The organism is Streptomyces sp. CG4, assembly GCF_041080655.1.
In the GTDB taxonomy this organism is placed as follows: domain Bacteria; phylum Actinomycetota; class Actinomycetes; order Streptomycetales; family Streptomycetaceae; genus Streptomyces.
Genome location: NZ_CP163525.1, coordinates 85342 through 111677 on the forward strand (window position 1 = coordinate 85342; position 26336 = coordinate 111677).

Below are 26336 nucleotides of genomic sequence, written 5' to 3' on the forward strand. Positions count from 1 at the left end.
CGGGGGAAGTGCGACCGCGCGCCCAGTGTTGAACATTGACACCGTGGGAAGGTCAAGTTCACCGGAGAGACAGGGGCACGGATGCTGATCGGACAGTTGGCGAGGCGGACCGGGACGAGCGAGCGCCGGCTTCGCTACTACGAACGCGTCGGGCTGCTGACCCCGAGGCGGCAGGTCAACGGGTACCGCGACTACGACGACGATGCCGAGCAGACGGTCGCGCAAGTCCGCGACGCCTTGTTGGCTGCGGGACTACCGACCCATGTGATCCGGCAGGTGCTGCCCTGCGCGCTCGCCGACGGTTCACTGCGGCCATGCCCGGGAGTGGTGGACACCCTGCGCAGCCAGCTCGCCCGTCTTGATCAGCGCGCGGACGAGCTGGCCCGGGCGCGACAGACACTGCAACAGGCCATCGCGCTCGCCGAACGAGCCGGCTGACCAAAGCCGGTGCCCGAGACTGGGCGGAGCATGCGATCGCTCAATCTGCGAAGAGGATTTGGCGGCGAAGCAGGTCGAATCCGACCCGACCACAGCCATCCCTTTTGATCCGTTTCACCCTATTGACGCTGCCCTCGACCTTGCCCGAGTTCCACTCCAAGGTGAGTCCGGCGGTTACAGCGTCGAAGTCCTGCCGTAGGCCGCGGGCCAGGCACTGTAGCGGCTTCAGCCCGGTGTTCTCAGCGCGGGTGAGCCAGCTCTCAAGCTCGCTGCCGCGGCGCTCGGTCATCATCTACGCGAAGTCGCGCACACAGTCGGCGACGAATTCCAATTCCGGGCAACGGGCCAGGAGTTGCTTGAGCTTGAGCGCGTTGCCCTCGTCGGTCTTGTCGAGGTGTGCGCGGTGATCAGCCAGATGGCTTTCCGGACGGTCAGCTCCTTGGGCTTGTCGAGTGCGGGTTTGCCGCTGGCCCTGATCTGTTCCAAGTGACGGCGGACAGTCCGCTTGCTGCCGCGGTAGCCGAGCTCGACGATCTCCGCATGAAGCCGTGCCGCGTCCGCGCATCCCTCGTTCCAACATCGGCACAGATAGGGCGAGTAGGCGTGGATCTGGCCGTAGCGGCGGGAGCCGGTTCCGCGGGAGCCATCGTCAGGAGTGGCGGCGTGTGCGTAGCGGCGCACGGTCTTGAGGTCGAAACCGAGGGTCTTGGCAATGACGTCGATCTGCACGCCCTTGTCGTAGAGGGTATGCACCGCGGCATGGCGCTCGCGTCGCTTGATCGCGCGCAGCCCTTCCATGGGCTCCCCCGCGTCGTCGGCTGCCGCGCCGGCCTCCACGTCGGCGGTGTCGGCGGTCATGTCTTCGGTGGGCTCGACGGTAGTCATCCCGAGCCCCTGTCGGTCCCGCCCCGTGGCCGGAAAATCTGCAAGCTGGATGAGGCGGGCAAAGCCGGTGCGGATTCAGGCGGTTGCCGCGGCCAGGGGCTGTGCGGCGGCGGTGAGGGCGGCGGTGTAGCGGCGCAGCAGGAGGATCGCTGTGGCTGCGAGGCCGGTGAGGAGGCCGAGCCAGATGCCGACGGTTTCCAGGCCCAAGGCGTAGGCGAGGAGCCAGGCGGCAGGGAGTCCGACGATCCAGTAGCCGATGACGGTGATGCGGAAGCCGCTCTTGGTGTCGTGGAGTCCGCGCAGGAGTCCGACGCCGATGTTCTGGGCGCAGTCGAAGAACTGCAGGAATGTGGTGACGACCAGGAGGTGGGCGGCGATGGTAAGGGCGCGATCGGAGCCGGATTCGAGGAAGGGGGCCAGCGCGAGCCGGGGCAGGGTGAGGTAGAGGATGCCGACGCAGGTCATGACCGCGGCGGCGCAGGCGAGTGCGGTGTTCTTGATGCGGCGGGCGGCGTCGTGGTGGCCGAGTTCGAGTTCGCGGCTGACGTTGATCGACGCCGCGTGGGACAGGCCGACGGCGACCTGGAAGACGATGTAGACGAGCTGGTTGACGGCGGTGTGGGCGGCCAGTGCGTCGGGGCCGAAGGAGCCGGCCATCAGGGCGGTGACGGAGAAGAAGCCGGCCTCGGAGCCGTAGGTGAGGGCGATCGGGACGCCAAGGCCGAGGAGGCGCTTGAGCACGGCCAGGTCGGTGCGGGTGATGTCGAGGCTGAGGAGCGGGGCGAGTGTGCTGTCCTGCCGCGCGGCGGCGTACAGGGCGAGGAAGGTCAGCAGGTAGACGGTCGAGGTGGCGATGCCGACGCCGGTCAACCCGAGGCGTGGCAGGCCGAAGGTACCGTGGATGAGAATCCAGTTCAGGCCCGCGTTGACGGCGATGGACGCGAGGGTGATCTGGAGCAGGGCCTGGGGGCGGCGCATGCCGACGGTGAACTGGCGGATGGCCTGGAACCAGAGACAGGGCAGCAGGCCGGGGGCGAGCGCGTACAGCATGTGCTGGGTGAGGCCGACGACGTCCGGGTTCTGGCCGAGCCACGTCAGCAACTGCCCGATGAGGATCATCACTACGGCGCCGACGGTCCCGGCGAGGGTGGCGACGGACAGGCTCGCCCGGACCACGGCCCGCACCTCGTCGGGTGCCGGGTGTGCCGGCTCCTGCGCGTCGTCCGTGCTCTGGGCCGCCGCTTGTTCGGCGCGGGCGGCGGCTGCGGCGACCTGGTTGCCGACGGAGGTGACGAGGCCGACGCCCATGGTGCGGATCTGGTTGAAGATCACGATGGCGAGGCCGCCGGCGGCGAGTTCGGTGGTGCCGAGCAGTCCCATCATCACCGTGTCGGTGGTCGTGAGGGCGACCTGGGCGAGCTGGGTGAGGATGAGCGGGACCGCGAGCACGCTCAGGGCACGGCTGTCGCGGAGGAGGGTGGTCAGCATGTGGTCTACCGGTTCTTGCGGAGTTTGATGAGGAGTTCGTCGACTTCCCGCTCGGTGTCGGGGCTCAGGAGGTCTCGTTCGCTCATCCAGTCGTCGTTGAAGACGGTGTCCATGTACTTCTCCCCACCGTCGTTGACGAGGGCGACCATAGTCGTCCCCGGTGGCAGTCCGGGCAGGCGGGTCAGGGCCTCGTGGACGACGCCGCCGGCCGAGCCACCGATCAGCAGACCGGTGCGGGCGACGGCCCGGCAGGTCGCGAACGCCTCGACGTCGCCGACCTTGACGCCTTCGTCGATCAGGTCGAAGTCGACCAGGGCGCCGATCTCGGCACCCTCGGGGGTGCCGGTGCCGGACTGGTAGTAGTCGTGGGCAGGGCCGCCGAAGGCGATCGAGCCCTTGGGTTCCACGCCGATGACGGTGACGCCGGACATGAGCTTGCCCAACTCCCGTGCGGTGCCGCACAGTCCGCCGCCGGTGCCGACCGCGCCGATCAGTACGTCGATCCGGCCGTCGAGAGCTCGGTGGAGTTCGTGGGCCACGGGGAAGTAGCCGACGCCGTTGGCGGGGTTGTTGTGCTGTTCGGTGAAGATGGTGTTGTCCTGGCCGCGCGCCATGTCCGCGGCGAGTTCCTCGCGGGCGGCGGTGGCGAGTTCCTCGGTGCTGTCGTCGACGACGTAGACGAGTTCGGCGCCCAGGGCCTTCATGGCGCGGAGTTTGTCGGCGGCGGCGTGGTGGTCGACGACGGCGGTGAAGGTGTAGCCGCGTTCGGCGGCGATCACCGACAGCCCGAGGCCGGTGTTGCCGGACGTGGACTCGATGATCCTGCCGTCGGCGCGCAGGTCGCCGGCGGCTTCGGCGGCGTCGACCATGGCGCGGGCCATGCGGATCTTCGCAGTGCCGGTGGGATTGAACATCTCCAGCTTCAGCAGCAGGCGGCTGCCGGTCTCGGTGGTGGCGAGTTCGAGAAGAGGTGTGTAACCGATGAGGTCGGATATGCGGGAGACCACGGCGGGGCGCTGAAGGGCTCCGGGCATCGAATGCTCCTGTGGGGGCGGCGAGCGGGTACAGGGGTCAGGTGAAGTGGCGGTCCAGGCGCCAGCGGGGCCGTGGGCGGTCGGTCCGGTCGATGACGACCTTCGGGGGCAGGGGGAGGTCGTGGAAGGGGGACTCGTTGGAGTCCATCTGGTAGCCGGCTGTGTTCGGGTACAGCAGCAGGTCGCCGGGGCGGGGGCGGCGGGGGAAAGGGATCTTGCGCCAGGTGAGCATGTCCGATTCCAGGCAGGTGGCGGCGCCGACGCTCGCCGGGAACGTTCCGGCGGGCGCGTCCGCGTCCTGTGGAATCAGCAGGGGGTCCGGCAGGTACTCGCTGTTGAACCACTGCTCGGACAGGCTCAGACTGGTGCCGTCGACGGTCACGAGCTGGTAGCCGTCGCGGTCCTTGACGCCTTGAACGGTGAAGACCGTGGCTCCGGCCCGGTCGAGGAGGGCCCGGCCGGGTTCGAGGAGCAGTTCCACCCCGGCGTCGCGCAGGACGTCGGCCAGGGTGCTGCCGGTGTTCTCGGGCCGCGTCGCCAGAAGCGCGGCCAGTGCCTGCGCCCCCGCGAGTGGAGAGTGATACGGGTAGAAGTCCTCGGTCCGGAACGTCTTTCCGGCGTGGTAGTCGGCCGGGCGCTGCGTGGCGAGGAAGGTGTGCCAGCTGTCGGCGTCGGTGTAGCTGATGGGCAGACCGCCGCCAATACTGATCCTCCCGGCCTCCAGCCCCTTGACGCGGGCGGCGAGGCACAGAGCGGCGAGGTGGGCGGCGCGGTCGGCGCGGGGCTGGAGGGCGTAGCCGGACAGGTGGAAGCTGAAGCCCTCCATCCGCAGCGCGTCGCCCGCCCGCACACAGCGGGCCACGGCGGTGGTCAGCTCCTGCTCGGTCATGCCGAACCGGGAGTGCGGCTGGGCGGGAGGCAGGACGCGCAGCAGGACCCGGGCGGGGCGCACCCGCCCGCTCAGCGCGATGGTGATGACCGCGTCCAGCTCGTCGAGCGCGTCGACGGCGACGAGCGCGCCGTGCTGAACGGCCAGGCACAGCAGGCGAGGATCCTTCGCGGGCCCGGTCACCACGAGGTGCTCGCCCCGTACGCCGTGGCCGAGTGCCTCGCGCAGTTCCCCGGCGGACGCGACGTCCACTCCGGCGCCCAGGGCAGCGGCGCGTTCGGCGAAGACGGCCGCCTTGTTGGCCTTCTTCGCGAAGTACACGAAGCCGTCCACCCCGGCCGCGGCCAGGACTTCCCGCATGCCGTGCACGTTGGCGTCGAAGGCGTCGGGCAGCAGGAAGTGGAAGGGGCCGCCGAAAGCGTAGGCGAGTTCGGGCAGCAGGCCACTGGCCACGACCGCGTCGGTGGCCGGGTCGGGCAGTGCGGGAAGGGTGGGGCGGGCGTCGGTGGTGGTCACTGCCACAGCGGCACCTCGGTGCCCAGCCCCTGGGCGAGGGCCAGTTGGGCGAAGCGGTGGCCGAGCGCGATGTCGGTGACGACGAGACCGCTGTTGTAGGCGAAGATCCGCTCGGTCCCGCTGAACCGCCCGGCGGTGATACCGGCGATCACGGCGGGGAACTCGGCGTCGACGGCTGGGAATTTGCCGTCGGCGTCGGCCATGTCGGTCCCGGTGACGTGCATCTGGGCTTCGCTGGTGGCGATGACGCGGTCGGCCCGGTGCAACGTGGAGGGGGCCAGCCCGTGTCCGACGAGGACGGAGAGCGCGCCCGGCTTGAGCCAGCCCGCCTCGACGGCGGCCGGGGTATGGGCACCGGCCGTGGCGACGACGATGTGGGCGTCCGCGGCGGCGTCCCGCACATCGGTGACGATCTCGACGTCCCGGTCGGGGAAGTGGGCGCGCAGTTGCTCGCGGACGGCGGTGATGCCTTCGGGGTGGGTGCCGTACACCATCAGCCGGTCCAGGGAGGGGATCGTGGTGAGCAGGAACGGCAGGGCCAGGCGCCCTTGGGTGCCGGTGCCGATGACCAGGGCGGAGCGGGCGCCGGGGGCGGCGCACTCGCGGGCGAGGAGGGCGGAGACGGCCGGGGTGCGCAGGGAGCCGATGCGGGAGCAGTCCATCATCGCCACCGGCAGCCCGGTGTTGTCGTCGTAGAGCGTCAGGGCGGTGTAGTAGTGCTGTTCCTCGCGGCCCTTGTCCAGGCCGTGCTTGTACGACGTCTTGATGGCGACGACGTTGCGGGAGCCGTCGCGGCCGAGCATCGCGTAGGAGACGGAGTGTCCGTCCTCGGGCTTGACGGTGAGTTTGCGGGGGTTGTCGGACAGGCCGGTGTGCAGGGTGCGGTAGGCGCTTTCCACCGTCTCCACCACGTCGGCCAGGGATATCTCGATCCCGGCGAGGTCGCTGGTGGACAGGATCCGCAGGTACTTGTCGTCGCCGGATACTCCGGATACTGGGGTGCCGGCGGGGGCGGCCGAGGTGTCGGTCATGGGTTATTCCTCCCGTGGGGGGCGAGTGTTCAGCTCGCGTACGCTTCGAGGGCGGCCTGGCCGTATCCGTGCTCGGACGCTTCGGCCGGCGGGCGGGTGCGCCGGCCGGGGACGCGGACGGAGGCCCGCTTGAGCCAGCGGTCGGTGCCGTCGTAGCGGGCCCGGAAGGGGACCCGGCCGTGCACGACGAGGTCGTTGTCGACGACGAGCACCTCGCCGGGGCTGAGGCTGACGGCGACGGAGACGCGGGCGAGTTCGTCCGAGAGGCGCCCGTACGCCGCCCGGTACGCGTCGTCGGCGTCGTCGTCGAGGGGGGTGTAGGCGGGGTCGTAGCGCAGGGTCATGCCCTCGTCGGTGGCGAACAACGCGGGCACGGCGGGCGGGGCGTCGCCGGTGAAGTGCTGGGCGGCCTCGTAGGCGTCGTCGGGGAGGATCGGCACGACCGCGCGGGTGAGCTGGGCGACGTCGGTGTCCGCGAGGCGGGTCTTGCGGACGCTGGCGGCGGTGGTGGCGATGTGGTCGTGGTTGCGCATGCAGCCGAGCATCAGCAGGTGGGCCCGGCCGGGGTGGAAGGCATCCTCGGTGTGCGGGCTGAGCAGCACGGTGGACGAGGCGCCGGTCTGCTCGGTCTCGTGACCTGGGGAGGGGACGATGTTGTGCACGAAGCGGCCGTCCTGCTGGCCCTCCCAGGCGATCGGGTTGCCCATCACGGTGGCGAGCAGCAGCAGGGCTATGTCGTAGAGGGCGCCGCTGTCGCCGGCGGCGGCCCAGCCGGCGGGGGTGGGGCCGATCTCGGTGTCGTCGACGTCGAGGCCGCGCAGGACGAACAGCCCGTCCGCGGTGTCGACCGGGCGGCAGTGGTGCCGCAACGTTTCGCTGAAGCCTCCTGCGACTTCCCTTACCCGGGCCAGGAGTTGGGGGCTGGTGGCGGACGTACCGAACTCGGCGAGCAGTTTTCCGGCTGCCTCACGGAGTTCGCCCACGGTGTGGGCATCGAGCTGTCGGACAGGTGCGGCTGCCGTGCTCATGACGAAGAAGTCCGTTTCCGTCGGAAGGTAATGGGGGTATCGGATTCCGGGCGCGGCCATGCAGCCCCGACCTGAAGGCATGCAACAGGCCGCGAAAGAAGCGCTGTTGGGGCGAAACGCGCACTGCGGAACCTCGGTGCGCCATGACGCTAGCATCTAATTTAGGTTAGGCAAACCTAACTCATGAGTCACTTGATCCGGAGAGCGCACCCCCCGCAACAGGCTTCCCCTTGCGAAGGCGGTCGTTATTAGGATAGGCAAACCTAAGCAACCTGTGCCCTTCCTTGGATCGAGGACGACGTACGTGAACATCAACAGGCGCCAAGTGCTCTGGGCCGGCGGGGCATTGGGCGCGACGGCCCTGCTCGCCGCCTGCTCCTCCAGCGACGGCGGCACCTCCTCCGACCCGGCGGCGGGCGGCGGCACGCCCAAGAACGGCGGCATCCTGCGGGTGGGCGCGCTGGGCCGGGCGAGCGCCATCACCCGTGACCCGCACGGCACCCAGGCCAACGAGAGCGACTACCTGATCATCGCCCTCGTCTACGACACGCTGACCGCCCCCGGCGCCAAGTCCAACACCGTTGCCCGCCTGGCCAGTTCATGGGAGTCGTCGACGGACCTGAAGACCTGGAAGTTCAAGATCGCCAAGGGGGCGGTGTTCCACGACGGCACCCCGGTGACCGCCGAGGACGTCGTCTGGTCGCTCAAGCGGCTGCGCAACACCCCCGCCGGCGCGGCCCGGCTGCCCGGGATCAAGGCGGAGAACATCACCGCCGAGGCCACCGACACCGTCGTCATCGTCTCCGACTACGCCAACGCCGAATTCCCGGTCCTGACCCGCTTCACCACCTTCATCCTGAAGAGGGGCACCAAGGACTCCGAGATCGCCAAGGCGCCGGGCACCGGCCCGTTCAAGCTGGACTGGTACCGCGGCGGCAACGCCCGACTGGTGAAGAACGACAAGTGGTACGGCCCGGCCGTGCACCTCGACGCCATCGAGGTCACCCTGTTCGAAACCCCGCAGGCCATGGCCAACGCGCTGCTGGCCGGGCAGATCGACCTCGCCTCCAACGCGGGCGCGGTCGCCGCCCGCACCGCCCAGACCCGCAAGGACATCCAGATCCTGCGCCGCCCCAACGACATGGCGATGCCCATCGTCATGCGCACCGCGAAAGGCAGCCCGTTCGCGGACGAGCGGGTGCGCGAGGCGATGCGTCTGGTCGTCGACCGGGAGGCGATGGTCAAGCAGGTCCTGTCCGGTTACGGCACCGTAGCCAACGACATCCTCGGCACCGGCGATCCCGCCTACGCCAAGGACATCCCCCAGCGCACCCGGGACCTCGCCAAGGCCAAGTCCCTGCTGAGGGACGCGGGCTTCGACCTGTCCAAGACCTACGACCTCATCACCACCGACGACATCGCGGGCCTCGCCGACTCCGCGACCCTCTTCGCGGGCCAGGCCCGCGAGGCGGGCATCAGGGTGAACGTCGTCAAGCAGGAGTCCGGCGCGTTCTGGCAGAAGACCTGGAAGGCCGGCGACTTCTACACCACGTACTGGGGCACCAACGACTCGGTCGTCTTCTTCGCCTCCAAGACCATGGTCAGCGACTCCGGGCAGAACGAATCCGGCTGGGCGGACAAGGAGTTCGACGCCGCCTACCGCGAGGTCATCGGCACCAAGGACGAGAAGCAGCGTGCCGTCCACCTCAAGCAGTTGCAGCAGATCGAGTACGACAGCTCCGGCTATCTGCTGTGGGGCATGGCCGACGGCATCGACCTGGCCGCCGCCAAGGTGCACAACCTGCCCAGGCTCGCCGGCTACGGACGCGTCCAGCTCGAAGGCGTGTGGCTGAGTTGAGCCCTCTCGCCAAGGCCGGTGCGGTAGCCGCTCCCCCGGCGGGCACGGCCACCACGCCACGTCGCCCGCGCCATCCGGCGCTGCGGGTGGCCGGGGCGGTCGGTCGCCGGGCACTGATGCTGGTCGTCCTGCTGGCCGTGGTGTTCGCGGCCGTCGAGTTGCTGCCCGGGGACGCGGCCAGTGCCACCTCCGAGCGCGGCGCCACCGCCGCCGACATCGCCGCCCGTCGGCACCAGCTGGGCCTGGACCGGCCGGTGTGGGAACGCTTTTGGGACTGGATGACCGCCCTGCCGACGGGTGATCTGGGCACCTCCGCCCAGGGCCAGAAGGTGACCAGCCTGCTCGCGGACCCGCTGCCCAACACCCTGGTCCTGGGCCTGAGCGCGTTCGTCCTCACGACGGTGCTCGCCCTGCTGCTGGGCTGCTGGGCCGCCGCCCGACCGGGCCGGCTCACCGACCGCCTGATCGGCCACGCCGCGACGGCCGCGTTCGCCGTGCCCGAGTTCGTGATCTCCGTGGTCCTGCTGCTCGTGCTGTCGCTGTGGACCGGCTGGCTCCCCGCGGTCACCGTCACCGGCAGCGACGGCAAGCCCGCCGACTGGACCATGCTCATCATGCCGGTCATCGCCCTGGTGATACCCCAGACCGGCTGGAACGTCCGCATCGTGCGCGGCGCCCTCGCCGACCAGGCAGCCACACCCCATGTGGAAGCCGCCCACCTGGACGGGCTGCCGGTCCACCGGGTGCTGCTGCGCCATCAGCTGCCCGGCGCCGTGCCCGCCATCGCCACGGGCTTCGCCACCTCCACCGGCATGCTGCTCGGCGGGGCCGTGGTCGTGGAGACCCTCTTCAACTACCCAGGGATCGGCAACCTGCTGGCCGGTGCCGTCGCCTCACGCGACACCCCGCTGATCGCCGGAGTCGTCGCCTGCGCCGGTGCCGTCATCAGCCTCGTCCTGCTCACCGCGGACCTGATCCGCGAGGCCACCCTGGGAGAGCGCGCATGACCACCACCCTCGCCCCGGCCATCAGGCGCCGGCGCACCTCACGCGCCCGGACCCTGATGCTGACCGCCGTCGCCGTCCTGCCCCTCGTCCTCACTGTCGCCGGTCCCCTGCTGGCCCCGCACTCCCTCTCCACGCCGGTCACCGCCCCGTTCGCCGCCCCGAGCGCCGACGCCCCGCTCGGCGGGGACCAGTTGGGCCGCGACGTCCTCAGCCGCCTCCTCGACGGCGGCATCCTCCTCGTGGCCGGTGCGCTGCTCGTGGCCGTCGTGGTCACCGCGGCCGCCACCCTCATCGGCTGCTTCGCCGTCCTGCGCCCCGCGCTCGGCCGAGCCGTCGAGCGCTGCGCAGACGTCGCGATCCTGCTGCCGCCGCTGCTGGGCATCATGCTGATCGCCCTCGCCTGGCCCGGCGGCGGACGCTGGGCCGTCATCGCCGCGGCGGTCGTCCTCGGAATCCCCTACGCCGTACGGGTCGTCGCCGCTGCCGCCGCCCCGCTCGCCTCCGCCGGTTACGTCGAGGCGGCCGTCACGCGCGGCGAGTCCACCGCCTACATCGCCCTGCGCGAGCTGCTGCCCAATCTGCGCTCCACCGTCCTGACCCTCTTCGGACTGCGGTTCGTCGACGCCGTCTACGTCATCTCCATGGCGGGCTTCCTCCAGATCGGCCCTCAGCCCCCGGCCTCCGACTGGTCGTTGATGGTCCGCGAGAACGCTTCCGGCATCCTGCTCAACCCGTGGGCCGTCGTCGCCCCGAGCCTGGCGGTCGCGGCCGTCGCCATCACCGTCAACCTCGCCACCCAGGCCCTGGCCCCCGACACCACCAAGAAGGCGGTCACCCGCTCGTGAGCGACCTCACCCACCAGGACCACGCCCACACCGGAACGGACACCCCGCACGACGCGGCACAGGCGGGGGCAGTCGCCACGGGTACCCACACGGCGGACGCAGCCGGCACAGCACAGCCGGTGGCGACCGTAACCGGCCTGGAAATCGCCCTGTCCGACGGTACGGTACTGCTGCCCGCCACCTCCGCCGTCATCCGGCCCGGCCAGGTCACCGCGCTGACCGGCGCCTCCGGATCGGGCAAGACCACCCTGCTGCGCGCCCTCATCGGCCACCTCCCCGCCCCGGCCACGATCACCGCCGGCACCCTCGACGTCCTCGGCACGCAACCGCACACCCTCGCCCCCGACGCGCTACGGCGCCTGCGCCGCACCCGCGCCGCCTACGTCGGCCAGGACCCCGGCTCGGCCCTCAACCCCCGCATGACCGTCCACCGCCTGCTCGCCGAACTGGCCACGGACCCCTCCGCCGACGCGATCCGCGCCCTGCTGACCGAGTGCCGGCTCCCCGCCGACCTCCTCGGCCGACGGCCCACCGCCCTGTCCGGCGGGCAGCAGCGCCGCGTCGCCCTCGCCCGCGCTCTGGCCCGCACCCCGCAGATCCTCCTCCTGGACGAGCCCACCGCCGGCCTCGACACCGCCCTGCGCGACGAGATCGCCCACCTGCTGCGCGACCTCGCCACCAGCCGGAACCTGGCCGTCGTCCTCGCCACCCACGACCCCGCCCTGGTCGAGGCGTGCGCCGACCACACCGTCCGGCTCACCGCGCCCGGCGTGCGTCCGCCAACTTCCGTGTCTCGTAGGGCAGTTATGCCCACGGCAACGTCCGTATCGGCCCGTCCGGCACTCTCCGCCCAGGGTGTCGAGGTCTGGTTCCGGAACCAACCCGCCCTGAGCGGAGTCGACTTCACCGCATCCGCCGGATCGGCCACCGCCGTGATCGGCCCCTCCGGATCCGGCAAGACCACCCTCCTGCGCGTCCTCGCCGGCCTGCACCCGCCCACCAAGGGCCACCTCACCCTCGACGGCGAGAAGCTGGCGGCCACGGCCCGCCGCCGTACTCGCGAACAGCAGCGCCGCATCCAGCTCGTCCCGCAGAACCCACTCGCCGCACTCAACCCCCGGCGCACCATCGGACGCCAACTGGCCCGGCCCCTACGCCTCCACACCGGCCTCACGGCGAAGGAAACACCCGAGCGGATCGCCCAACTCCTCGAACAGGTGGAACTCCCCGCCGACTTCGCCGACCGCTACCCGGGCGAGCTGTCCGGCGGCCAGCGCCAGCGGGTCTCCATCGCCCGAGCCCTCGCCGCCGGCCCCGACGTCCTCCTGTGCGACGAGGTCACCTCCGCCCTCGACACCACCACCGCCACGGCCGTCATGGACCTCCTCACCCGGCTGCGCGAAGAGCGGGGCACCACCCTCGTCGTGGTCTCTCACCAACACGACCTGATCGCCCGTTACACCGACACCACACACCTGATGGACACCGGCCGGATCACCGCCGGCGGCCCCACGGCCAAACTCTTGCCGACGCCGTAACCCGGTCGTACGAGAGGGCACCCGCCGGAAGGGGCGGGCCCTGTGCGATGAACCGGCAGTCGAGCGCAGCCGGAACCGGCGGCCGCTTCGTCGACGGGCTGCATGTGAGGTCGCGGGGCGGCGGTGTTCAGGGCGTACCGTCCACCGTCTCGTCACGGCCGACCGGGACGAGCAGGGTGAAGGTGGTCGGGGCGCTGCCGGTCAGGGAGAGCCGGCCGCCGAGGGAGAACGCCAGGTCCCGGGCCAGGTCGAGGCCGATGCCCGTACCCGGCCCGCCGCCGCTGTGACCGCGGTCGAACAACCGGGCCGCCGTACCCGGCACCTCGCCTTCGTCGGTGACGTCGAAGGCGAGGGCGTCGTCGAGGTCGCGTACGACCAGACGGACCGTGCCGCGGCCGTGGACGCGGGCGTTGTCCAGCAGGATGTCGAGGATCTCTGTGACCGGCGCGCCGGGCACGGAGAGGTCGTCCGGCGCATCCCGGGCGAGGCACGCGAAGCGCCGCCCGACCTGGGCGAACGGGCCATGCCAGCGTTCCTCCACGGCCCTCAGTACCTGGCCCAGGAGCCGGTCGGCCGGCCTGGGCCCGAGCGCCGCCCGGGACGTGGACAGGCGCAGGACCTCCTCCACTGTGTCGTGCAGCCGGCGGGTGGTGGCGAGAGCCTCTGCCAGGGCGGGGCGCAGCCGGGCGTCGTCGTGCTGTTCCAGTCCGGACTCCAGCGTCAGCTGAAGACCGGCCAGGGGCGTGCGCAGCTGGTGGGAGGCGTTGGCTGCGAAGTCCCGTTCGTGCCGCAGGAGTTCGGACAGGCTGTGCAGCATCTCGTTGTGTGTGCGGGCGACCTGGTCGATCTCGGCGATTCTGCTGGGGGCCGCCCGGGCGCCGAGGTCTCCTTCAGTGACGGCCCGGCAGTGCCGGGAGAGGTCCTCCAGCGGCGTGGCAAGCGCCCGGGCCTGACGGCGGGCGACGAGGACAGCGACGGCCAGTGCGATCACGGCCACGCCCAGCAGGGCCGCCCACGTCAGGAAGACCCGGTCGCGTACGACGGTGGCCGGGGAGGAGGCTCGTACGACTCCGATCACCTGCTCGGCATGCGAGACGGGCACGGCGACGGCGAGGTCGCTGCCCGACCATGCCCGGACGGCCTCGCCTCCGAGCGCCCTGTGGACCGGGGTGTCGGCGGCCGCGGGGCCGCTGCCCGAGCGCAGCCGCCCTTGCGGGTCGTACAGGCCGAGGTGCCCGCCGGCCGGAGGCGCGGGCAGTTCCACGGGGTCGCCGCTCGCGTAGTCCGGGCTCACCCGCACGGCCCCGGCCAGGGCGGCTCGCTCCAGAGTGTCGCGCTGGTCGGCGTACAGGGCGGAGCGGATGGCCAGGGCCAGGGGGACGGCGAGGAGGACCACGGCGACCAGGGCGGCGACGACGGCGACTCGCACCACGCGCTGTCTCATGCCCTCATGATGCGCCCCGCCCGGCTCGCGCAGCGGCATCCGTCCTGCCGCCCTCGCCCTCTCAGCGTCCTCTCAGCTCGTGCCGTCCAGGCTGAAGAAGTGCCTGGGGGCGCGCCTGGGCTCGATCGCATCATTCCCGGACCACACTCCAGGGGAAAGGACATGACTTCCCGCACTGCCGCGCCGCCTGTCACGCCGGGCCGGGACCGTATGACCACCGCGGTCGGGGGCCTCAACCGGTTCTTCGAGGACGCCTGCGACCGCACCCCGCACGCCCTGGCTCTCGAATGCGGAGCCCGGCGTCTGACCTACGCCGAACTGGACGCCCGGGCCAACCGGGTCGCACACCGGTTGCGCCGTCTCGGCATCGGCCCGGACAGCCGCGCCGCGCTGCTCCTGCCGAGGTCCGTAGAAATGTACGTGAGCCTGCTCGGCGTGTGCAAGGCGGGTGCGGTGTTCGTGCCGGTCGATCCGGAAGCCCCCGCCGACCGGTTGGCCTACATCCTCCGGGACGCAGGTGCCGAGGCGGTGCTGACCACCTCCGCCCGTGCGGCCGACGCGAGGCACGCGCTGCCGTGCGGGGCGTGCGCGGTCCTCGAGATGGACTGCGGCTCGGGGGATCCATCGGTGCTGCCCAGCACGCGGCCGTGCGAAGCGGCAGGCGGGGCGGACCCGCTGGCCTACGTGATGTACACCTCGGGGTCCAGCGGCAGGCCCAAGGGGGTCGAGGTCGCCAGGTCGAGCATCCGCAACTTCGTGCGCGTCGTGTCCCCGGTCTACGACATCCGGCCCTCGGACCGTGTGTACCAGGGCATGGCCATCTCCTTCGACTTCTCGATCGAGGAGATCTGGCCCACCTGGGCGGCCGGCGCCACGCTGGTCGCGGGTCCCACGGGCACGGGACGGCTGGGCGCGGAACTCGCCGACTTCCTGGACCGGCACAGGGTGACCGTCCTGTACTGCGTGCCCACCTTGCTGGCGACCATCCCCCGGGACCTCCCGCGCCTGCGCAGCATCTTCGTGGGCGGCGAGGCGTGCCCCGCCGCGCTGGTCGAACGCTGGAGCAGGCCGGGGCGGCGCATGGTCAACACCTACGGTCCGACCGAGGCGACCGTCACGGCCACCGTTCAGGAACTGCGCCCGGGGCGTCCGGTGACCATCGGCCGCCCCCTGCCGACGTACACGGTGGTCCTCCTGGACGAGCGGCGCGAGCCCGTCCCGCCGGGGGCCGTCGGGGAGATCTGCCTGGGCGGGCCGGGGCTTGCCCGGGGCTACGTCGGCCGCCCGGACCTGACCGCCGACCGCTTCGTCCACCATGGCCTCGCGCCCGGGGGCGGGTGCCTGTACCGCACCGGTGACCTCGGCAGGATGACCGCACAGGGGGAGATCGAGTATCTCGGGCGCGCCGACGCGGAGGTGAAGATCCGCGGATACCGGGTGTCACTCGAAGAGATCGAGAGCGTGCTGATGGAGGACCCGGGCGTCGCACAGGCAGCCGCTGCTCTCATGCCGCGCGATGGTGCCGAACAGCAGGTCCTGGCCGGATACGTCGTGCGAGCGGCGGAAGGCGGTGCCAACGCCCCGGCTCTCGCTGCCCGGCTGCGCGACCGCCTCCGGCAGGCGCTGCCCGCCTACATGGTCCCGGCGACGCTGGACTTCCTGGACCGGCTGCCGGTCTCGCCGAGCGGCAAGACCGACCGCACGCGGCTCCCCCGGCCGTCCGGCCGACGCCTCACGGCATCAGGGCACGTGGCTCCGGTGCGCGACGCGCGGGAGGCGCGTGTGCGCGACGCGTGGGCCCGCGCGCTCGGCATCCCTCCCGGGGAGGTGTCGGCCGAGGCCGACTTCTTCACCGACCTCGGCGGGCACTCCCTGCTCGCCGCCCACGCCGTGTCCCTGCTGCGGGAACAGGACGGCGGCACCGGCCCGACGCTGCGTGACCTGTACGAGAATCCCACCGTCCGGGCCTTCACGACCCGCCTGTGCTCGCTGCGGGACGGCCCGGAAAGCGGGCCTGGACAGCGCCGTCGCGTGGTGCCGCTGAGGCACGGCCGTGCGCGGATCGCACGGGCGGGTCTGGTCCAGGCAGCGGCGCTCTGCTCCCTCCTGCTGCTGTTCACGGGGCCACTGGCCCTGTTGTGCGTGGCGCATGGCGGCAGGCTTCCGGCCACGGGCGCCACCGGACCGGCGCTCGCGGTGCTGGCCGGCTACCTGACCGTACGCTGGCTCGCCCCCGCGGTGCTCGCCCGGCCGCTGGCCGCCGGCATCCGGCCCGGCCGCTACCCCTTGTGGGGGGCCACCTACCTGCGCCTGTGGACCCTGGACGTGCTGCTGCTCGGCCTGAGCCCGCTACGAGTCCTCAGCGGATCCCCTCTGATGGGCCCCTACCTGCGGCTCCTCGGCGCGCGGGTCGGCGCGCGCACCACCATCGCCACGAGCTTGATCGGACTGCCCAAGCTGCTGCGCATCGGCGGTGACGCGGCGATCGGCTACGGAGCCACCCTGCGCCCCTGGCAGGTCTCCGACGGATGGGTGACCATCGCTCCGATCACCATCGGCGCACGGGCGTACGTCGGTGCCAACGCGGTCTGCGAACCGGGCGCGGAACTGGAACCCGACGCGGCGCTCGCCGAGCAGTCCCTGGCAGGCCCGGGCGAATCGATCCCCGCAGGAAGCCGCCGTGCCGGATCACCCGCCCGCCCCGTCGAGGCACTCTCGCCGACGGTCGAGTCGCTGCTGAGCGCCCCGCGCGCGACGGACCACCGGCGGGCACGGCACCTGGCCGGCACCCTGCTCGGTCTGGCTCTGCTGGAAGCGGTGCCCATCGCCGCGGCCATGCCGGGCGTCGCTCTGGGCTGGTGGGCGTGGCTGCGCGACGAGCCGGCTGTGGCCGCGCTGTTCGGGCCCGTCTTCGTGGCCACGGTGTGCCTGGCCGTCGGCGTGGGCAGGCGGGCAGTGCTGCGCAGGACGCCGGTGGGTGTCCACCCCGTGCGGTCGGCGCTCGGCGTGCGCAAATGGGTCGCGGACAAGCTCCTGGAGGAGAGCCTGACCCTGACCAACTCGCTGTACGCCACCCTCTACACGGTGCCGTGGCTGCGGCTGCTCGGTGCGCGGGTCGGCCGCAACGCCGAGGTGTCCACCGTGGCGCACATCGACCCGGACCTGCTCACCCTCCGCGACGGCAGTTTCGTCGCGGACATGGCCGGTGTGGGTGTTGCCGCCTTCGCCGCCGGCCGCATGGCGTTCGCACCCACCGAGGTGGGCGGACGCGCGTTCGTCGGCAACGCGGCACTCCTGCCCGCCGGTACCCGGCTCGGCCCGGGCTGCCTGGTCGGCGTCGGCAGTGTCCCGCCCGACGGTCGGGTGCCGCCCGGCAGCACCTGGCTGGGCTCGCCCGCGCTGCGGCTGCCGGTGCGCCAGGACAGCGGGCGCTACCCCGAGAGGCTCACGTTCCGGCCGACCCGCCGGGCCGTAGCCGGCCGCCTGGCCATCGAGTTCTTCCGCGCCACCCTGCCCGCGACACTGCTCGCCGCCGGTGGCCTCGGGTACCTGCTGGCCCTGAGCAGCCTCGCCCGCCGCACCGGACCGGCCGTGACCGTACTGGTGTCCCCGTTGCTCGCCATGGGGGCGATGTCGGCCGTGGTCGGGTGTTGTGCGCTCGCCAAGTGGGCGGCCGCCGGACGGTACCGGCCGCGCGTCGAGCCCCTGTGGAGCCTGTTCGTCCGCCGGACGGAGTTCGTCACCGGCCTGTTCGAGGCCGCCGCGGTGCCCGCGGGCGTCGGCGCTCTGGTGGGGACCCCGTTCCTGCCGCCCGTACTGCGCCTGTTCGGTGCCCGCGTCGGCCGGCGTACCTGGATCGGCACCACGTACCTGACGGAGTTCGACCTGGTGGAGGTGGGCGACGATGCCGCGATCGGCCCATATGTCTCCCTTCAGACGCACCTCTTCGAGGACCGGGTGATGAAGATGTCGACCGTGACCGTGGGCCCCGGCGCGAGCGTCGGCACGCGCACGGTGGTGCTGTACGACGGCGTGGTCGGCGCCGGGGTCAGGCTCGGCGCACTGTCCCTGGTCATGAAGGGCGAACACCTGCCCGTCGGCACGGACTGGCAGGGCCTGCCGGTCGAAGGGTGCGCCGGGCCGGCGCTGCCTCCCGTGACGGAACCGACCGGGAAACACCGCCCGTGACGCGCACATCCGGAGGACGCCGCCGGCTGGCTCTCGTCTACCGCGGACCGGCTGCCCTGCTCGGCTGCCCCGAGGCGGTCGCGGACCTCCTCACCTCCGGTCCCTGGAACCTCGACGTCCGCTACACCGGGCCCCGCGAGGCGCTCCCGCTCTCGGCCGCGTCGCTGTCCCAGGCCGTGCTGTACGCCCAGCCCGGCGGCGGCACCCTCGACTCCGCCTACCGTTTCCTGCGACCGATGCGCCGGGCGATCCGCGCGTTCGTCCGCGGCGGCGGGCACTACCTGGGGTTCTGTCTGGGCGGTTATCTCGCGGGCACCACACCAGGCTTCGGACTCCTGCCCGGCGACACCGATCAGTACATCGCCACGGTGGGGGCAACCGTCCACGACGAGGGCTCCACCGTGGTACGGGTGACCTGGCGGGGGTCCCCACGCCACGTGTACTTCCAGGACGGCCCCGTCTTCCTCCTCGAGGCCGGCGCCGACGCCCGGATCCTCGCCCGCTACGACAACGGCGCCCCCGCCGCCCTCGTGGCGGGCTTCGGCGCGGGGCGGGTGGCCGTCACGGGACCCCACCCGGAGGCCACGGACGACTGGTACGCGGATCACGGCCTGCCCGTGCAGCACACCCTGGACCTGGCCCGCGACCTGGTGGAATCAATGTGGCGGGAGTGAACCCATGGCAGACGCGGAGCCCCGTCCGTGGATCGTGCGCCTCGCATCGAAGGCCCGGCAGCCCGGCCTGTCCTTACTGGATGGCGCGGAACGGCGCCGTGCCCGCGCCTTAGCCTGGCCCCAGGACCGGATCCGGCACGCCGCCGGGCACACCACCCTCCGGCTGCTGCACTCCGCCGAAACGCGGCACGCCTGACGGCGCCTTCCACCGCTGCCGTCAGCCGCACAGCGCTCCGTTTCTCCGTACCTCCCTTTCCCAACCGGCCATTTACCCGAACGGCCTTTCGGAGACGAATGCGGTGCGCACCAGACGCTCCCGCTCGTCGTCGTCCGTCTCCCGGCGCCGGCCGGTCCCCCGGTCGTCCCGCCGGTCGTCGCGCCGCTCGCCGGTCTCACACCGGCCGTGGCGCTCCTCCTGCCGCACGCGCCGCGAGGCGTCCTCGCCCCGGCTCCGGCGCTCCCGCCCGAGGTCGCTCATCGTCGCTTCCCCTTCCCTTACGTGCTTGAGGGCTCCAGCCTGCGATCCGGGTACCGAAAGCAGGCGGAGAGGCACCCCGTTTCTCAGCTTCCTCTCAGCCGACGACAGTCACCAGCGACGGCTAAGGTGGACAAGAGGACCAGAGGCTGCCATGCGGACGCTGATCATCGAGGACGAGCGCGGACTCGCCGAGGCGATCGCCGAGGGACTCGCCGCGGAGGGCTTCGTTGCCGATGTCGCCCACGACGGGACGGACGGTCTGTGGCGGGCGCTGACCGAGTCGTACGACGTCATCGTGCTCGACATCATGCTTCCGGGCCTGTCCGGTTACGAGGTGCTGAAGCGGCTGCGGCGCGCCAGGGTCTGGACGCCGGTGCTGATGCTCACCGCGAAGGACGGAGAGTACGACGAGGCGGACGCCCTCGACCTCGGCGCCGACGACTACCTGAGCAAGCCTTTCTCGTACGTCGTCCTCGTCGCCCATCTGAGGGCGCTGCTGCGCCGCGGGGCTCCCGCCCGGCCCGCGGTGCTCCAGGCCAGCGACCTCAGCGTGGATCCCGCCTGCCACCGCTGCCGCCGCGGAGAGCGGGAGATCGAACTCACCGCCCGCGAGTTCGCGCTCCTGGAGTACCTGGCCAGGCACACCGACGAGGTGGTCAGCAAGACGGACCTCCTCACCCACGTCTGGGACGAGCACTTCGACGGCGACACCAACATCGTCGAGGTGTACGTCGGCTATCTCAGACGCAAGATCGACGCTCCGTTCGGCCGCAGCACCATCGAGACCGTCCGTGGTGCCGGATACCGGCTGCGCAGCGGTACGGGGTGAATAGTGGCCTCTGGCGCCCCATTCTGGTGGGCCCGCAGGTCGCTGCGACTGCGGCTGACCGCCGCCGCGGCCCTGGTCATCGCCGCCGGCTTGGTCTCGGCCGCCGTCCTCCTTGTCGTCTGGCTGCACGCCAGCCTGATCCACGGCCTGGACACCACCGCCCTCCAGCGCGCCGAGGTCGTCGCGGCGGACGCCGACTCCCCCCAGGCCAGCGCCGAGATACCGGCCACCGGCCACGGGGAGGCCGCCGTACAGATCGTCGACCGCAACGGCACCGTGATCGCGAGCTCAGGGAACCTGCGCGGCCGCCCGCGGGCGTTCTCCTTCCCGGCAAGCCGGGCCGACACCCCCAGGGCGCACACCGTTCACGACGTCCCCGTCGGCGAGAACGGCACGTGGCGGGCCGTCGGCGTCCCCGCCGGCCCGGCCCGCAACCCCTTGACGGTGTACGTGGCCGTACCCACCGAGAGCGTCGACCAGGGACTGGCCCGGCTCACCGCCGGCCTGGCCGCCGGCACGCCGGCGGTCGTCGCCCTGCTTACGGCCGTGGTGTGGCAGCTCACCGGCCGCGCGCTGCGCCCCGTGGAGGCCATGCGCGCACAGACCGCCGAGATCACCACCTCCGACCTCGGCCGCCGACTCGACGTGCCGCCCACCGCGGACGCCCTCGCCCGGCTCGCCCGGACGCTCAACGACCTGCTGGCACGCCTGGACACCGCGACCCGGCGGCAGCGACGCTTCATCGCCGACGCCGCCCACGAGCTGCGCAGCCCCCTCAGCGCCCTGCACACCCGCCTCGACGTGGCCACCCGGCACGCCCGCTCGCCCGAGGCACAGGCTCTCGCCGCATCCCTGCTGCGGGACAGCGAACGCCTCACCCGCCTCGTCGACGACCTCCTCCAGCTGGCGCGCCTCGACGACCAGCCACGCATCCGGACGCGCCCCGTCGACCTTGACGAGATCATCTTCACCGAGGTCAGGGAGGCCCGCCGCCGCACACCGCTCCCCATCGACCAGCACGCCGTGGGCGCAGCCCGTGTACAAGGCGACACGGACGCCCTCGCCCGTGTCGTCCGCAACCTCCTCGACAACGCCGTGCGTTACGCCCGCAGCAGGGTCACGGTCAGTCTGCACACCCAGGACGGCTTCGCCCGCCTGGTCGTCGCCGACGACGGCCCCGGCATCCCGGATGCCGACCGCGAACGCGTCTTCGAACGCTTCACCCGCCTGGACGATGCGCGCTCCCGGGACACCGGGGGCAGCGGCCTAGGCCTGGCCATCGTCCGCGACGTCGTCAAGGCCCACCACGGCCGTACCCTGGTCGAGGACAACCACCCCGGCGCGCGACTGGTCGTCCTGCTGCCGGCCCAGGAGTCCTGACCCTTACGGCGTTCCGGGGGTGCGCTTTTGCCGTCGTCTAACCGTCGGTGAGCGAGGCGTTAACCGGCGTCCTCCTAGCGTGAGTGCCATGACCTCCCGGTCCGGCGACTCCTTGGAGGGCAGTGGCCATGGCAGCACATGTACGGACGTCCGCGGCCGTGGGACTGGCGCTCGTCGCGGCAGTGACCGCCGGCTGTTCCGGATCCGGTTCCGGCTCGACGACGTCCAAGAGCCCTCCCCCCGCGACCACGGCGCCGTCCTCATCGGCGGGCAGCGCGCAGAACAACGCGGCGCCCACCGAGTCCAACCCGCCCGGTGACATCCCCGACAACCAGGTGTACGTGCCCTTGGACGAGCCCGGCTTCACCTTGAAGGTCCCCGAGGGCTGGGCCCAGACTCAGCGGGACCGCGGCGCCACCGTGTTCACGGACAAGCTGAACACCGTGCGGATCACTGCGCTCTCCGCCTCCACCGCGCCCACGGTCGGCGAGGTGACGAACACCGTCGTCCCACAACTGCGTGGACAAGTCCCGAAGTTCGCCGCGCCCAAGGTGTCCGAGGTGACCCGGCACGCCGGCCGCGTCGTCCTGCTGACCTACCAGGGGGACTCGGCGAAGGATCCGGTCACCGGCAAGGTCGTGCGGGACGCCTTCGAACGGTACGCCTTCTACCGGTCCGGCCATGAGGTGGACCTGACCCTGTCCGGGCCGGTCAACGCCGACAACGTCGACCCCTGGCGCATCATCAGTGACTCCTTCGCGTGGCGGTGACCGCCATGGCGGACGAGGCGGTCCTCACCGCCCGTGAGCTGTACCGCTTCTACCGGGCCGGCGAGGAGGAGACGCTCGCCCTGCGCGGGGTGTCCCTGCGGGTGCGGCGCGGCGAGACGGTCGCGGTGGTCGGGCCGTCCGGGTCGGGCAAGTCGACCCTGCTGGCCTGTCTGGCCGGGCTCGACGAACCCTCCGGCGGTGAGGTGCGCGTGGACGGCGTACGGATCAGCCACCGGCCGGAGACCGAACGGGCCCGGCTGCGGGCCCGCCACATCGGGGTGCTGCTGCAGACCCGCAACTTGCTGCCCCACATGAGCCTCCGCGACAACATCCGGCTGGCCCAGCAGGCCGCCGCGGGCAGGCCCTCGGTCTCCGCGAAGAAGCTGCTCGGCCAGGTGGATCTCGCCGGGAGGGGCCATGCCCTGCCCCGGCAGCTGTCCGGTGGTGAACTGGCTCGCGCGGGCCTGGCCGTCGCACTCGCCAACTCCCCCGACATCCTGCTGGCCGACGAACCGACCGGCGAACTGGACGGCGAGACGGAACAGGTCGTCCTGGCGCTGCTGCACGACCGGGCCGCCCGGGGCTGCGCCGTGCTGATCGTCACGCACAGCGCGGCCGCTGTTCGCGTCGCCGACCGGGTCATCGGCCTGGAGGACGGAAGGACAGTCGGCGCTTCAGCGGAGCCGGAGCGGCGGGAGGCGCCCGATGTCACCGGATGAGCCGCTCGTCATCTGCCGGGAGGCGGCGCTCACGTTCGGCCAGGGCTCACAGGCGGTCGTGGCTGTGCACGGCGCCAACCTGGAGATCCGGCCCGGCGAGCGGCTGGCCGTCGTCGGCCCGTCCGGATCGGGGAAGAGTTCGCTGCTGCACCTGCTGGCGGGGCTGGAACAGCCCACCAGCGGCACCGTCACCCGGGCCGAGTCCCTCGGGCCGCATGGGATCGGGCTTGTCTTCCAGGGCGACAGCCTGATCCCCGCCCTCAGCGTCGCCGAGAACGCCGCCCTGCCCCTGATCCTCGCCGACCGCCCTGAATCCGAGGCCCGTGAAGCCGCCCTCTCCGCGCTCGCCCTGGTGGACGTGGCCGACCTCGCCGACCGGCTGCCCGAGGAGATCTCCGGCGGCCAGGCCCAGCGCGTGGCCGCCGCCCGCGTCCTGGCCCAGGCTCCGCGCCTGATCCTCGCCGACGAGCCGACCGGCCGCCTCGATCACGCCACCGGCGCCCGGGTACTGGACGCCTTGCTCACAGCCGCCGACCACACGAGCGCGGCCCTCGTTGTCACCACCCACGACCCCGCCATCGCCACACGTCTGACCGTCCGGCGCACCATGCGCGACGGGCGGCTGCTCGCACCCGAGGAGGTTGCGTGATCACCGCCTGGGCCCGCGGCCTGGCCCGCCACCGCACGGGACGGCTGCTGGCTGCCCTGACCGGGATCGCGCTCGCGGTCGCCCTCGTCGCCGCGCTCGGCTCCTTCCTCACCGCGTCGAAAGCGACGATGACCCAGCGCGCCCTGCGCTCCGTCTCCGTCGACTGGCAGGTCCAGGTCCAGCCCGGCGCCGACCCGAACACCGTACTGTCCCTGGTGCGCAAGACACCCGGCACCCAATCCGCCCTCCCGGTCGGCTACGCCCGCACCGCCGGTTTCACCGCCCACGTGCAGGGCAGCACCCAGACCACCGGCCCTGGCATGGCACTCGGCCTGCCCGACGGCTACCGCACCCTGTTCCCCGACGCGATCCGCACCCTGTCCGGCTCCTCCACCGGTGTCCTGCTGGCCCAGCAGACCGCCTCGAACCTGCACGCCGCCCCCGGCGACATGGTCAGCTTCCAGCTGCCGGGCGCCGGAAACCGTCAGGTGAAGGTGGACGGTGTGGTCGACCTGCCGCAGGCCGACTCCCTCTTCCAGACGGTCGGCGCCCCCAGCCAGTCCCAGCCGACCGCGCCCCCGGACAACGTCGTCCTCCTGCCGTCCACCCGGTTCGCCGCACTCACTCAGGGCTCCACCGGTACGACCAGCCAGATCCACGTCGCCCGCGACACCACGCGCCTGCCCGCCGACCCTGCCGCCGCCTACACCACCGTCACCCGCGCCGCCCACAACCTGGAGGCCCGGTCGGCCGGCACCGCTCTCGTCGGCAACAACGTCGGCGCCGCACTCGACTCCGCCCGCCAGGACGCCCTGTACGCCCAGATCCTCTTCCTCTTCCTCGGTGTCCCCGGCGCGGTCCTGGCCGCCGCGCTGACCGTCGCGGTCGCCTCCGCCGGGGGCGAGCGGCGCCGTCAGGAACAAGGACTGCTGCGGCTGCGCGGCCTGCGCCCCGGCCAGATCACTGCCCTCGCCGGCCTGGAAGCGGCGCTCATCGGTCTGCTGGGCGGGCTGGCCGGGCTGGGCATCGCCGCGCTGACCGGGCGCCTCGCCTTCGGCACCGCGTCCTTCGGGACCGGCGCCGGCACCTGGGCAGCCTGGTACGCCTTCGCCTTCCTCCTCGGCGCCGTCGTGGCCGCGGGTGCCGTCCTCGTCCCCGCACTGCGCGACCTGCGCACGGTGACCGTCGCCGAGACCCGCAAGGAATCCGGCGCACGCGGCACCCGCACCCCCTGGTGGGCGCGCTACGGCCTGGACTTCGCGCTGCTGATCGGCTCCTGGCTGGTCTTCCGCGCCTCCTCCGGCAACCAGTACGCCCTCGTCCTCGCCCCCGAGGGCGTGCCCAGCATCTCCGTGTCGTACTGGGCGTTCCTCGGCCCCGCACTGCTGTGGATCGGAGCCGCCCTGCTCCTGTGGCGTCTGACCCTGCTGGCCCTCGCCCACGGCCGCCCCACCCTGGCCCGGCTGGCTCGCCCGCTGACCGCGAACCTCGCCGGCACCACCGCCGCCACCCTCTCCCGGCGCCGCCGCCCGCTCGCCCGCTCGGTGGTGCTGCTCGCCCTCGCCGTGTCCTTCGCGGTCTCGACGGCGGTCTTCAACGCCACCTACCGGCAACAGGCCGAGGTCGACGCCCGCCTGACCAACGGTGCCGACGTCACCGTCACCGAACCACCCGGCGCCCGCATCCCGCCCAGCAAGGCGGACACGCTGAAGGTCTCCGGCGTACGGCACGTCGAACCGCTCCAGCACCGCTTCGCCTACGTCGGCTCCGACCTGCAGGACCTCTACGGCGTCCGCCCCGGCACCATCGACCGGGCAACCTCCCTCCAGGACGCCTACTTCGCGGGCGGCACCGCCCAGCAGCTCATGCGGCGCCTCGCCGAGCGGCCCGACAACCTGCTGGTCAGCGCCGAGACGGTCAACGACTTCCAGCTCTCCCCCGGCGACACCGTCAACCTGCGCGTCCAGGACGCCCGCACCAAGGCCCTGCGCACGGTCCCCTTCCACTACGCGGGCATCGTCAAGGAGTTCCCCACCGCCCCCAAGGACAGCTTCTTCGTCGCCAACGCCACCTACATCACGCAGGCGACCGGCAGCGACGCGGTGGGCGCCTTCCTCCTCGACACCGGCGGCACCCACCAGCAGCAGATCGCCGCGCAGCTGCGGGCGAAGCTCGGCACCACAGCCACCGTCACCGACCTCACCCAGACGCGCGGCACCGTCGGCACCAGCCTGACCTCCGTCGACCTTGCCGGCCTCACCCGCATCGAGCTCGCCTTCGCCGTCCTGCTGGCCGCCGGCGCCGGCGGGCTCGTCCTCGCCCTCGGGCTCGCCGAACGCCGCCGCACCTTCGCCATCGCCACCGTCCTCGGCGCCCGCACCCGCCAGCTGCGCGGCATGGTCCTCACCGAAGCCCTGCTCCTGGCCGTCGCCGGCCTCGCCGGAGGCGCCCTCATCGGCTGGGCCCTCTCCGAGATGCTGGTCAAGGTCCTCACCGGCGTCTTCGACCCACCGCCCGCCACCCTGGCGGTGCCCAGCGGCTACCTCGCCCTGACCGCACTGGCCGCCCTGGCCGCCGTACTGACCGCAGCCCTGAACGGCATCCGCCGCACCCGACGCCCCGCCATCGAGGAACTACGCGACCTGTGA

Annotated in this window: 23 protein-coding genes; 14 read left to right on the top strand and 9 right to left on the bottom strand. The window is 72.1% G+C overall.

Annotated elements, in window-relative coordinates; genetic code table 11:
• The first annotated feature begins 81 nt into the window (after positions 1-81).
• Entirely contained in the window at positions 82-438 is a 357-nt protein-coding gene (locus tag AB5L52_RS00455) for a MerR family transcriptional regulator (protein WP_369362200.1), read from the top strand.
• 40 nt (positions 439-478) lie between these two features.
• Here AB5L52_RS00455 and AB5L52_RS00460 read toward each other — a convergent pair whose 3' ends face one another.
• The 7 genes from AB5L52_RS00460 to AB5L52_RS00490 form a co-directional block, all read right to left on the bottom strand.
• Entirely contained in the window at positions 479-730 is a 252-nt protein-coding gene (locus AB5L52_RS00460; RefSeq protein ID WP_369362201.1) for a transposase, read from the bottom strand.
• Positions 727-1323 (bottom strand): hypothetical protein, encoded by a 597-nt coding sequence (locus AB5L52_RS00465; RefSeq protein WP_369362202.1) that lies wholly within the window; start codon positions 1321-1323, stop codon positions 727-729. Before AB5L52_RS00465 ends, AB5L52_RS00460 begins: the two co-directional genes overlap by 4 nt.
• Before the next feature lie 75 nt (positions 1324-1398).
• Positions 1399-2811 (bottom strand): MATE family efflux transporter, encoded by a 1413-nt coding sequence (locus AB5L52_RS00470; RefSeq protein WP_369362203.1) that lies wholly within the window; start codon positions 2809-2811, stop codon positions 1399-1401.
• Between the two features lie 5 nt (positions 2812-2816).
• Positions 2817-3845, bottom strand: a complete 1029-nt coding sequence (locus AB5L52_RS00475; RefSeq protein WP_351029473.1) for a cysteine synthase family protein — start codon at positions 3843-3845, stop codon at positions 2817-2819.
• A gap of 37 nt (positions 3846-3882) precedes the next feature.
• On the bottom strand, positions 3883-5256 hold the full coding sequence (locus AB5L52_RS00480) for a Y4yA family PLP-dependent enzyme (protein ID WP_369362204.1): 1374 nt from the start codon (positions 5254-5256) through the stop codon (positions 3883-3885).
• Complete coding sequence (locus AB5L52_RS00485; RefSeq protein ID WP_369362206.1) at positions 5247-6281, bottom strand: ornithine cyclodeaminase family protein; 1035 nt, start codon at positions 6279-6281, stop codon at positions 5247-5249. The genes AB5L52_RS00480 and AB5L52_RS00485 overlap by 10 nt, the downstream gene beginning before the upstream one ends.
• A gap of 29 nt (positions 6282-6310) precedes the next feature.
• Entirely contained in the window at positions 6311-7309 is a 999-nt protein-coding gene (locus tag AB5L52_RS00490) for a TauD/TfdA family dioxygenase (RefSeq protein ID WP_369362208.1), read from the bottom strand.
• Between the two features lie 304 nt (positions 7310-7613).
• On the opposite strand from AB5L52_RS00490, the gene AB5L52_RS00495 reads away from it, so the two are divergent.
• From AB5L52_RS00495 to AB5L52_RS00510, 4 genes are read left to right on the top strand one after another with little or no spacing between them, the layout of a single operon-like run.
• Positions 7614-9167, top strand: a complete 1554-nt coding sequence (locus AB5L52_RS00495; RefSeq protein WP_351577367.1) for an ABC transporter substrate-binding protein — start codon at positions 7614-7616, stop codon at positions 9165-9167.
• Complete coding sequence (locus tag AB5L52_RS00500) at positions 9164-10174, top strand: ABC transporter permease (protein ID WP_351029481.1); 1011 nt, start codon at positions 9164-9166, stop codon at positions 10172-10174. The genes AB5L52_RS00495 and AB5L52_RS00500 overlap by 4 nt, the downstream gene beginning before the upstream one ends.
• Positions 10171-11019, top strand: coding sequence for an ABC transporter permease subunit (locus AB5L52_RS00505; RefSeq protein WP_351577370.1), 849 nt, complete (start codon positions 10171-10173; stop codon positions 11017-11019). Before AB5L52_RS00500 ends, AB5L52_RS00505 begins: the two co-directional genes overlap by 4 nt.
• Complete coding sequence (locus AB5L52_RS00510) at positions 11016-12557, top strand: ABC transporter ATP-binding protein (RefSeq protein WP_369362209.1); 1542 nt, start codon at positions 11016-11018, stop codon at positions 12555-12557. The genes AB5L52_RS00505 and AB5L52_RS00510 overlap by 4 nt, the downstream gene beginning before the upstream one ends.
• Before the next feature lie 127 nt (positions 12558-12684).
• Here the strand turns inward: AB5L52_RS00510 and AB5L52_RS00515 are convergent, their stop codons facing one another.
• Positions 12685-14001: a histidine kinase dimerization/phospho-acceptor domain-containing protein gene (locus AB5L52_RS00515; protein WP_369362211.1), complete on the bottom strand. Its 1317-nt coding sequence runs from the start codon at positions 13999-14001 to the stop codon at positions 12685-12687.
• Between the two features lie 162 nt (positions 14002-14163).
• On the opposite strand from AB5L52_RS00515, the gene AB5L52_RS00520 reads away from it, so the two are divergent.
• Genes AB5L52_RS00520 through AB5L52_RS00530 form a run of 3 tightly spaced genes read left to right on the top strand, consistent with a single transcriptional unit; the run spans position 14164 to position 19059 of the window.
• Positions 14164-18189 (top strand): Pls/PosA family non-ribosomal peptide synthetase, encoded by a 4026-nt coding sequence (locus AB5L52_RS00520; protein WP_369362212.1) that lies wholly within the window; start codon positions 14164-14166, stop codon positions 18187-18189.
• Entirely contained in the window at positions 18186-18863 is a 678-nt protein-coding gene (locus tag AB5L52_RS00525) for a BPL-N domain-containing protein (RefSeq protein WP_369362214.1), read from the top strand. The genes AB5L52_RS00520 and AB5L52_RS00525 overlap by 4 nt, the downstream gene beginning before the upstream one ends.
• A gap of 4 nt (positions 18864-18867) precedes the next feature.
• Positions 18868-19059: a hypothetical protein gene (locus AB5L52_RS00530; protein ID WP_369362215.1), complete on the top strand. Its 192-nt coding sequence runs from the start codon at positions 18868-18870 to the stop codon at positions 19057-19059.
• 72 nt (positions 19060-19131) lie between these two features.
• On the opposite strand, the gene AB5L52_RS00535 is transcribed toward AB5L52_RS00530, so the two are convergent.
• On the bottom strand, positions 19132-19341 hold the full coding sequence (locus tag AB5L52_RS00535; RefSeq protein ID WP_369362216.1) for a hypothetical protein: 210 nt from the start codon (positions 19339-19341) through the stop codon (positions 19132-19134).
• A 151-nt stretch (positions 19342-19492) separates the two neighbouring features.
• On the opposite strand from AB5L52_RS00535, the gene AB5L52_RS00540 reads away from it, so the two are divergent.
• The 6 genes from AB5L52_RS00540 to AB5L52_RS00565 all read left to right on the top strand — a co-directional run bounded on the left by AB5L52_RS00540 (position 19493) and on the right by AB5L52_RS00565 (position 26336).
• Positions 19493-20170, top strand: a complete 678-nt coding sequence (locus tag AB5L52_RS00540) for a response regulator transcription factor (RefSeq protein ID WP_351029491.1) — start codon at positions 19493-19495, stop codon at positions 20168-20170.
• Between the two features lie 3 nt (positions 20171-20173).
• Entirely contained in the window at positions 20174-21550 is a 1377-nt protein-coding gene (locus AB5L52_RS00545) for an ATP-binding protein (protein ID WP_369362217.1), read from the top strand.
• A 128-nt stretch (positions 21551-21678) separates the two neighbouring features.
• Complete coding sequence (locus AB5L52_RS00550) at positions 21679-22320, top strand: hypothetical protein (RefSeq protein WP_351577390.1); 642 nt, start codon at positions 21679-21681, stop codon at positions 22318-22320.
• Between the two features lie 5 nt (positions 22321-22325).
• Entirely contained in the window at positions 22326-23039 is a 714-nt protein-coding gene (locus AB5L52_RS00555; protein WP_351577440.1) for an ABC transporter ATP-binding protein, read from the top strand.
• Positions 23026-23688, top strand: a complete 663-nt coding sequence (locus AB5L52_RS00560; protein WP_369362218.1) for an ABC transporter ATP-binding protein — start codon at positions 23026-23028, stop codon at positions 23686-23688. Before AB5L52_RS00555 ends, AB5L52_RS00560 begins: the two co-directional genes overlap by 14 nt.
• Positions 23685-26336: an FtsX-like permease family protein gene (locus AB5L52_RS00565; protein WP_351577396.1), complete on the top strand. Its 2652-nt coding sequence runs from the start codon at positions 23685-23687 to the stop codon at positions 26334-26336. Before AB5L52_RS00560 ends, AB5L52_RS00565 begins: the two co-directional genes overlap by 4 nt.

Bases quoted from the DNA above. Each gene is read 5' to 3' on its own strand.
- AB5L52_RS00560 (WP_369362218.1), top strand. From the start codon at position 23,026: ATGTCACCGGATGAGCCGCTCGTCATCTGCCGGGAGGCGGCGCTCACG.
- AB5L52_RS00485 (WP_369362206.1), bottom strand. From the start codon at position 6,281: ATGACCGACACCTCGGCCGCCCCCGCCGGCACCCCAGTATCCGGAGTA.
- AB5L52_RS00515 (WP_369362211.1), bottom strand. From the start codon at position 14,001: ATGAGACAGCGCGTGGTGCGAGTCGCCGTCGTCGCCGCCCTGGTCGCC.
- AB5L52_RS00475 (WP_351029473.1), bottom strand. From the start codon at position 3,845: ATGCCCGGAGCCCTTCAGCGCCCCGCCGTGGTCTCCCGCATATCCGAC.
- AB5L52_RS00490 (WP_369362208.1), bottom strand. From the start codon at position 7,309: ATGAGCACGGCAGCCGCACCTGTCCGACAGCTCGATGCCCACACCGTG.
- AB5L52_RS00550 (WP_351577390.1), top strand. From the start codon at position 21,679: ATGGCAGCACATGTACGGACGTCCGCGGCCGTGGGACTGGCGCTCGTC.
- AB5L52_RS00535 (WP_369362216.1), bottom strand. From the start codon at position 19,341: ATGAGCGACCTCGGGCGGGAGCGCCGGAGCCGGGGCGAGGACGCCTCG.
- AB5L52_RS00460 (WP_369362201.1), bottom strand. From the start codon at position 730: ATGATGACCGAGCGCCGCGGCAGCGAGCTTGAGAGCTGGCTCACCCGC.
- AB5L52_RS00540 (WP_351029491.1), top strand. From the start codon at position 19,493: ATGCGGACGCTGATCATCGAGGACGAGCGCGGACTCGCCGAGGCGATC.
- AB5L52_RS00455 (WP_369362200.1), top strand. From the start codon at position 82: ATGCTGATCGGACAGTTGGCGAGGCGGACCGGGACGAGCGAGCGCCGG.
- AB5L52_RS00530 (WP_369362215.1), top strand. From the start codon at position 18,868: ATGGCAGACGCGGAGCCCCGTCCGTGGATCGTGCGCCTCGCATCGAAG.
- AB5L52_RS00555 (WP_351577440.1), top strand. From the start codon at position 22,326: ATGGCGGACGAGGCGGTCCTCACCGCCCGTGAGCTGTACCGCTTCTAC.
- AB5L52_RS00465 (WP_369362202.1), bottom strand. From the start codon at position 1,323: ATGACTACCGTCGAGCCCACCGAAGACATGACCGCCGACACCGCCGAC.
- AB5L52_RS00520 (WP_369362212.1), top strand. From the start codon at position 14,164: ATGACTTCCCGCACTGCCGCGCCGCCTGTCACGCCGGGCCGGGACCGT.
- AB5L52_RS00470 (WP_369362203.1), bottom strand. From the start codon at position 2,811: ATGCTGACCACCCTCCTCCGCGACAGCCGTGCCCTGAGCGTGCTCGCG.
- AB5L52_RS00505 (WP_351577370.1), top strand. From the start codon at position 10,171: ATGACCACCACCCTCGCCCCGGCCATCAGGCGCCGGCGCACCTCACGC.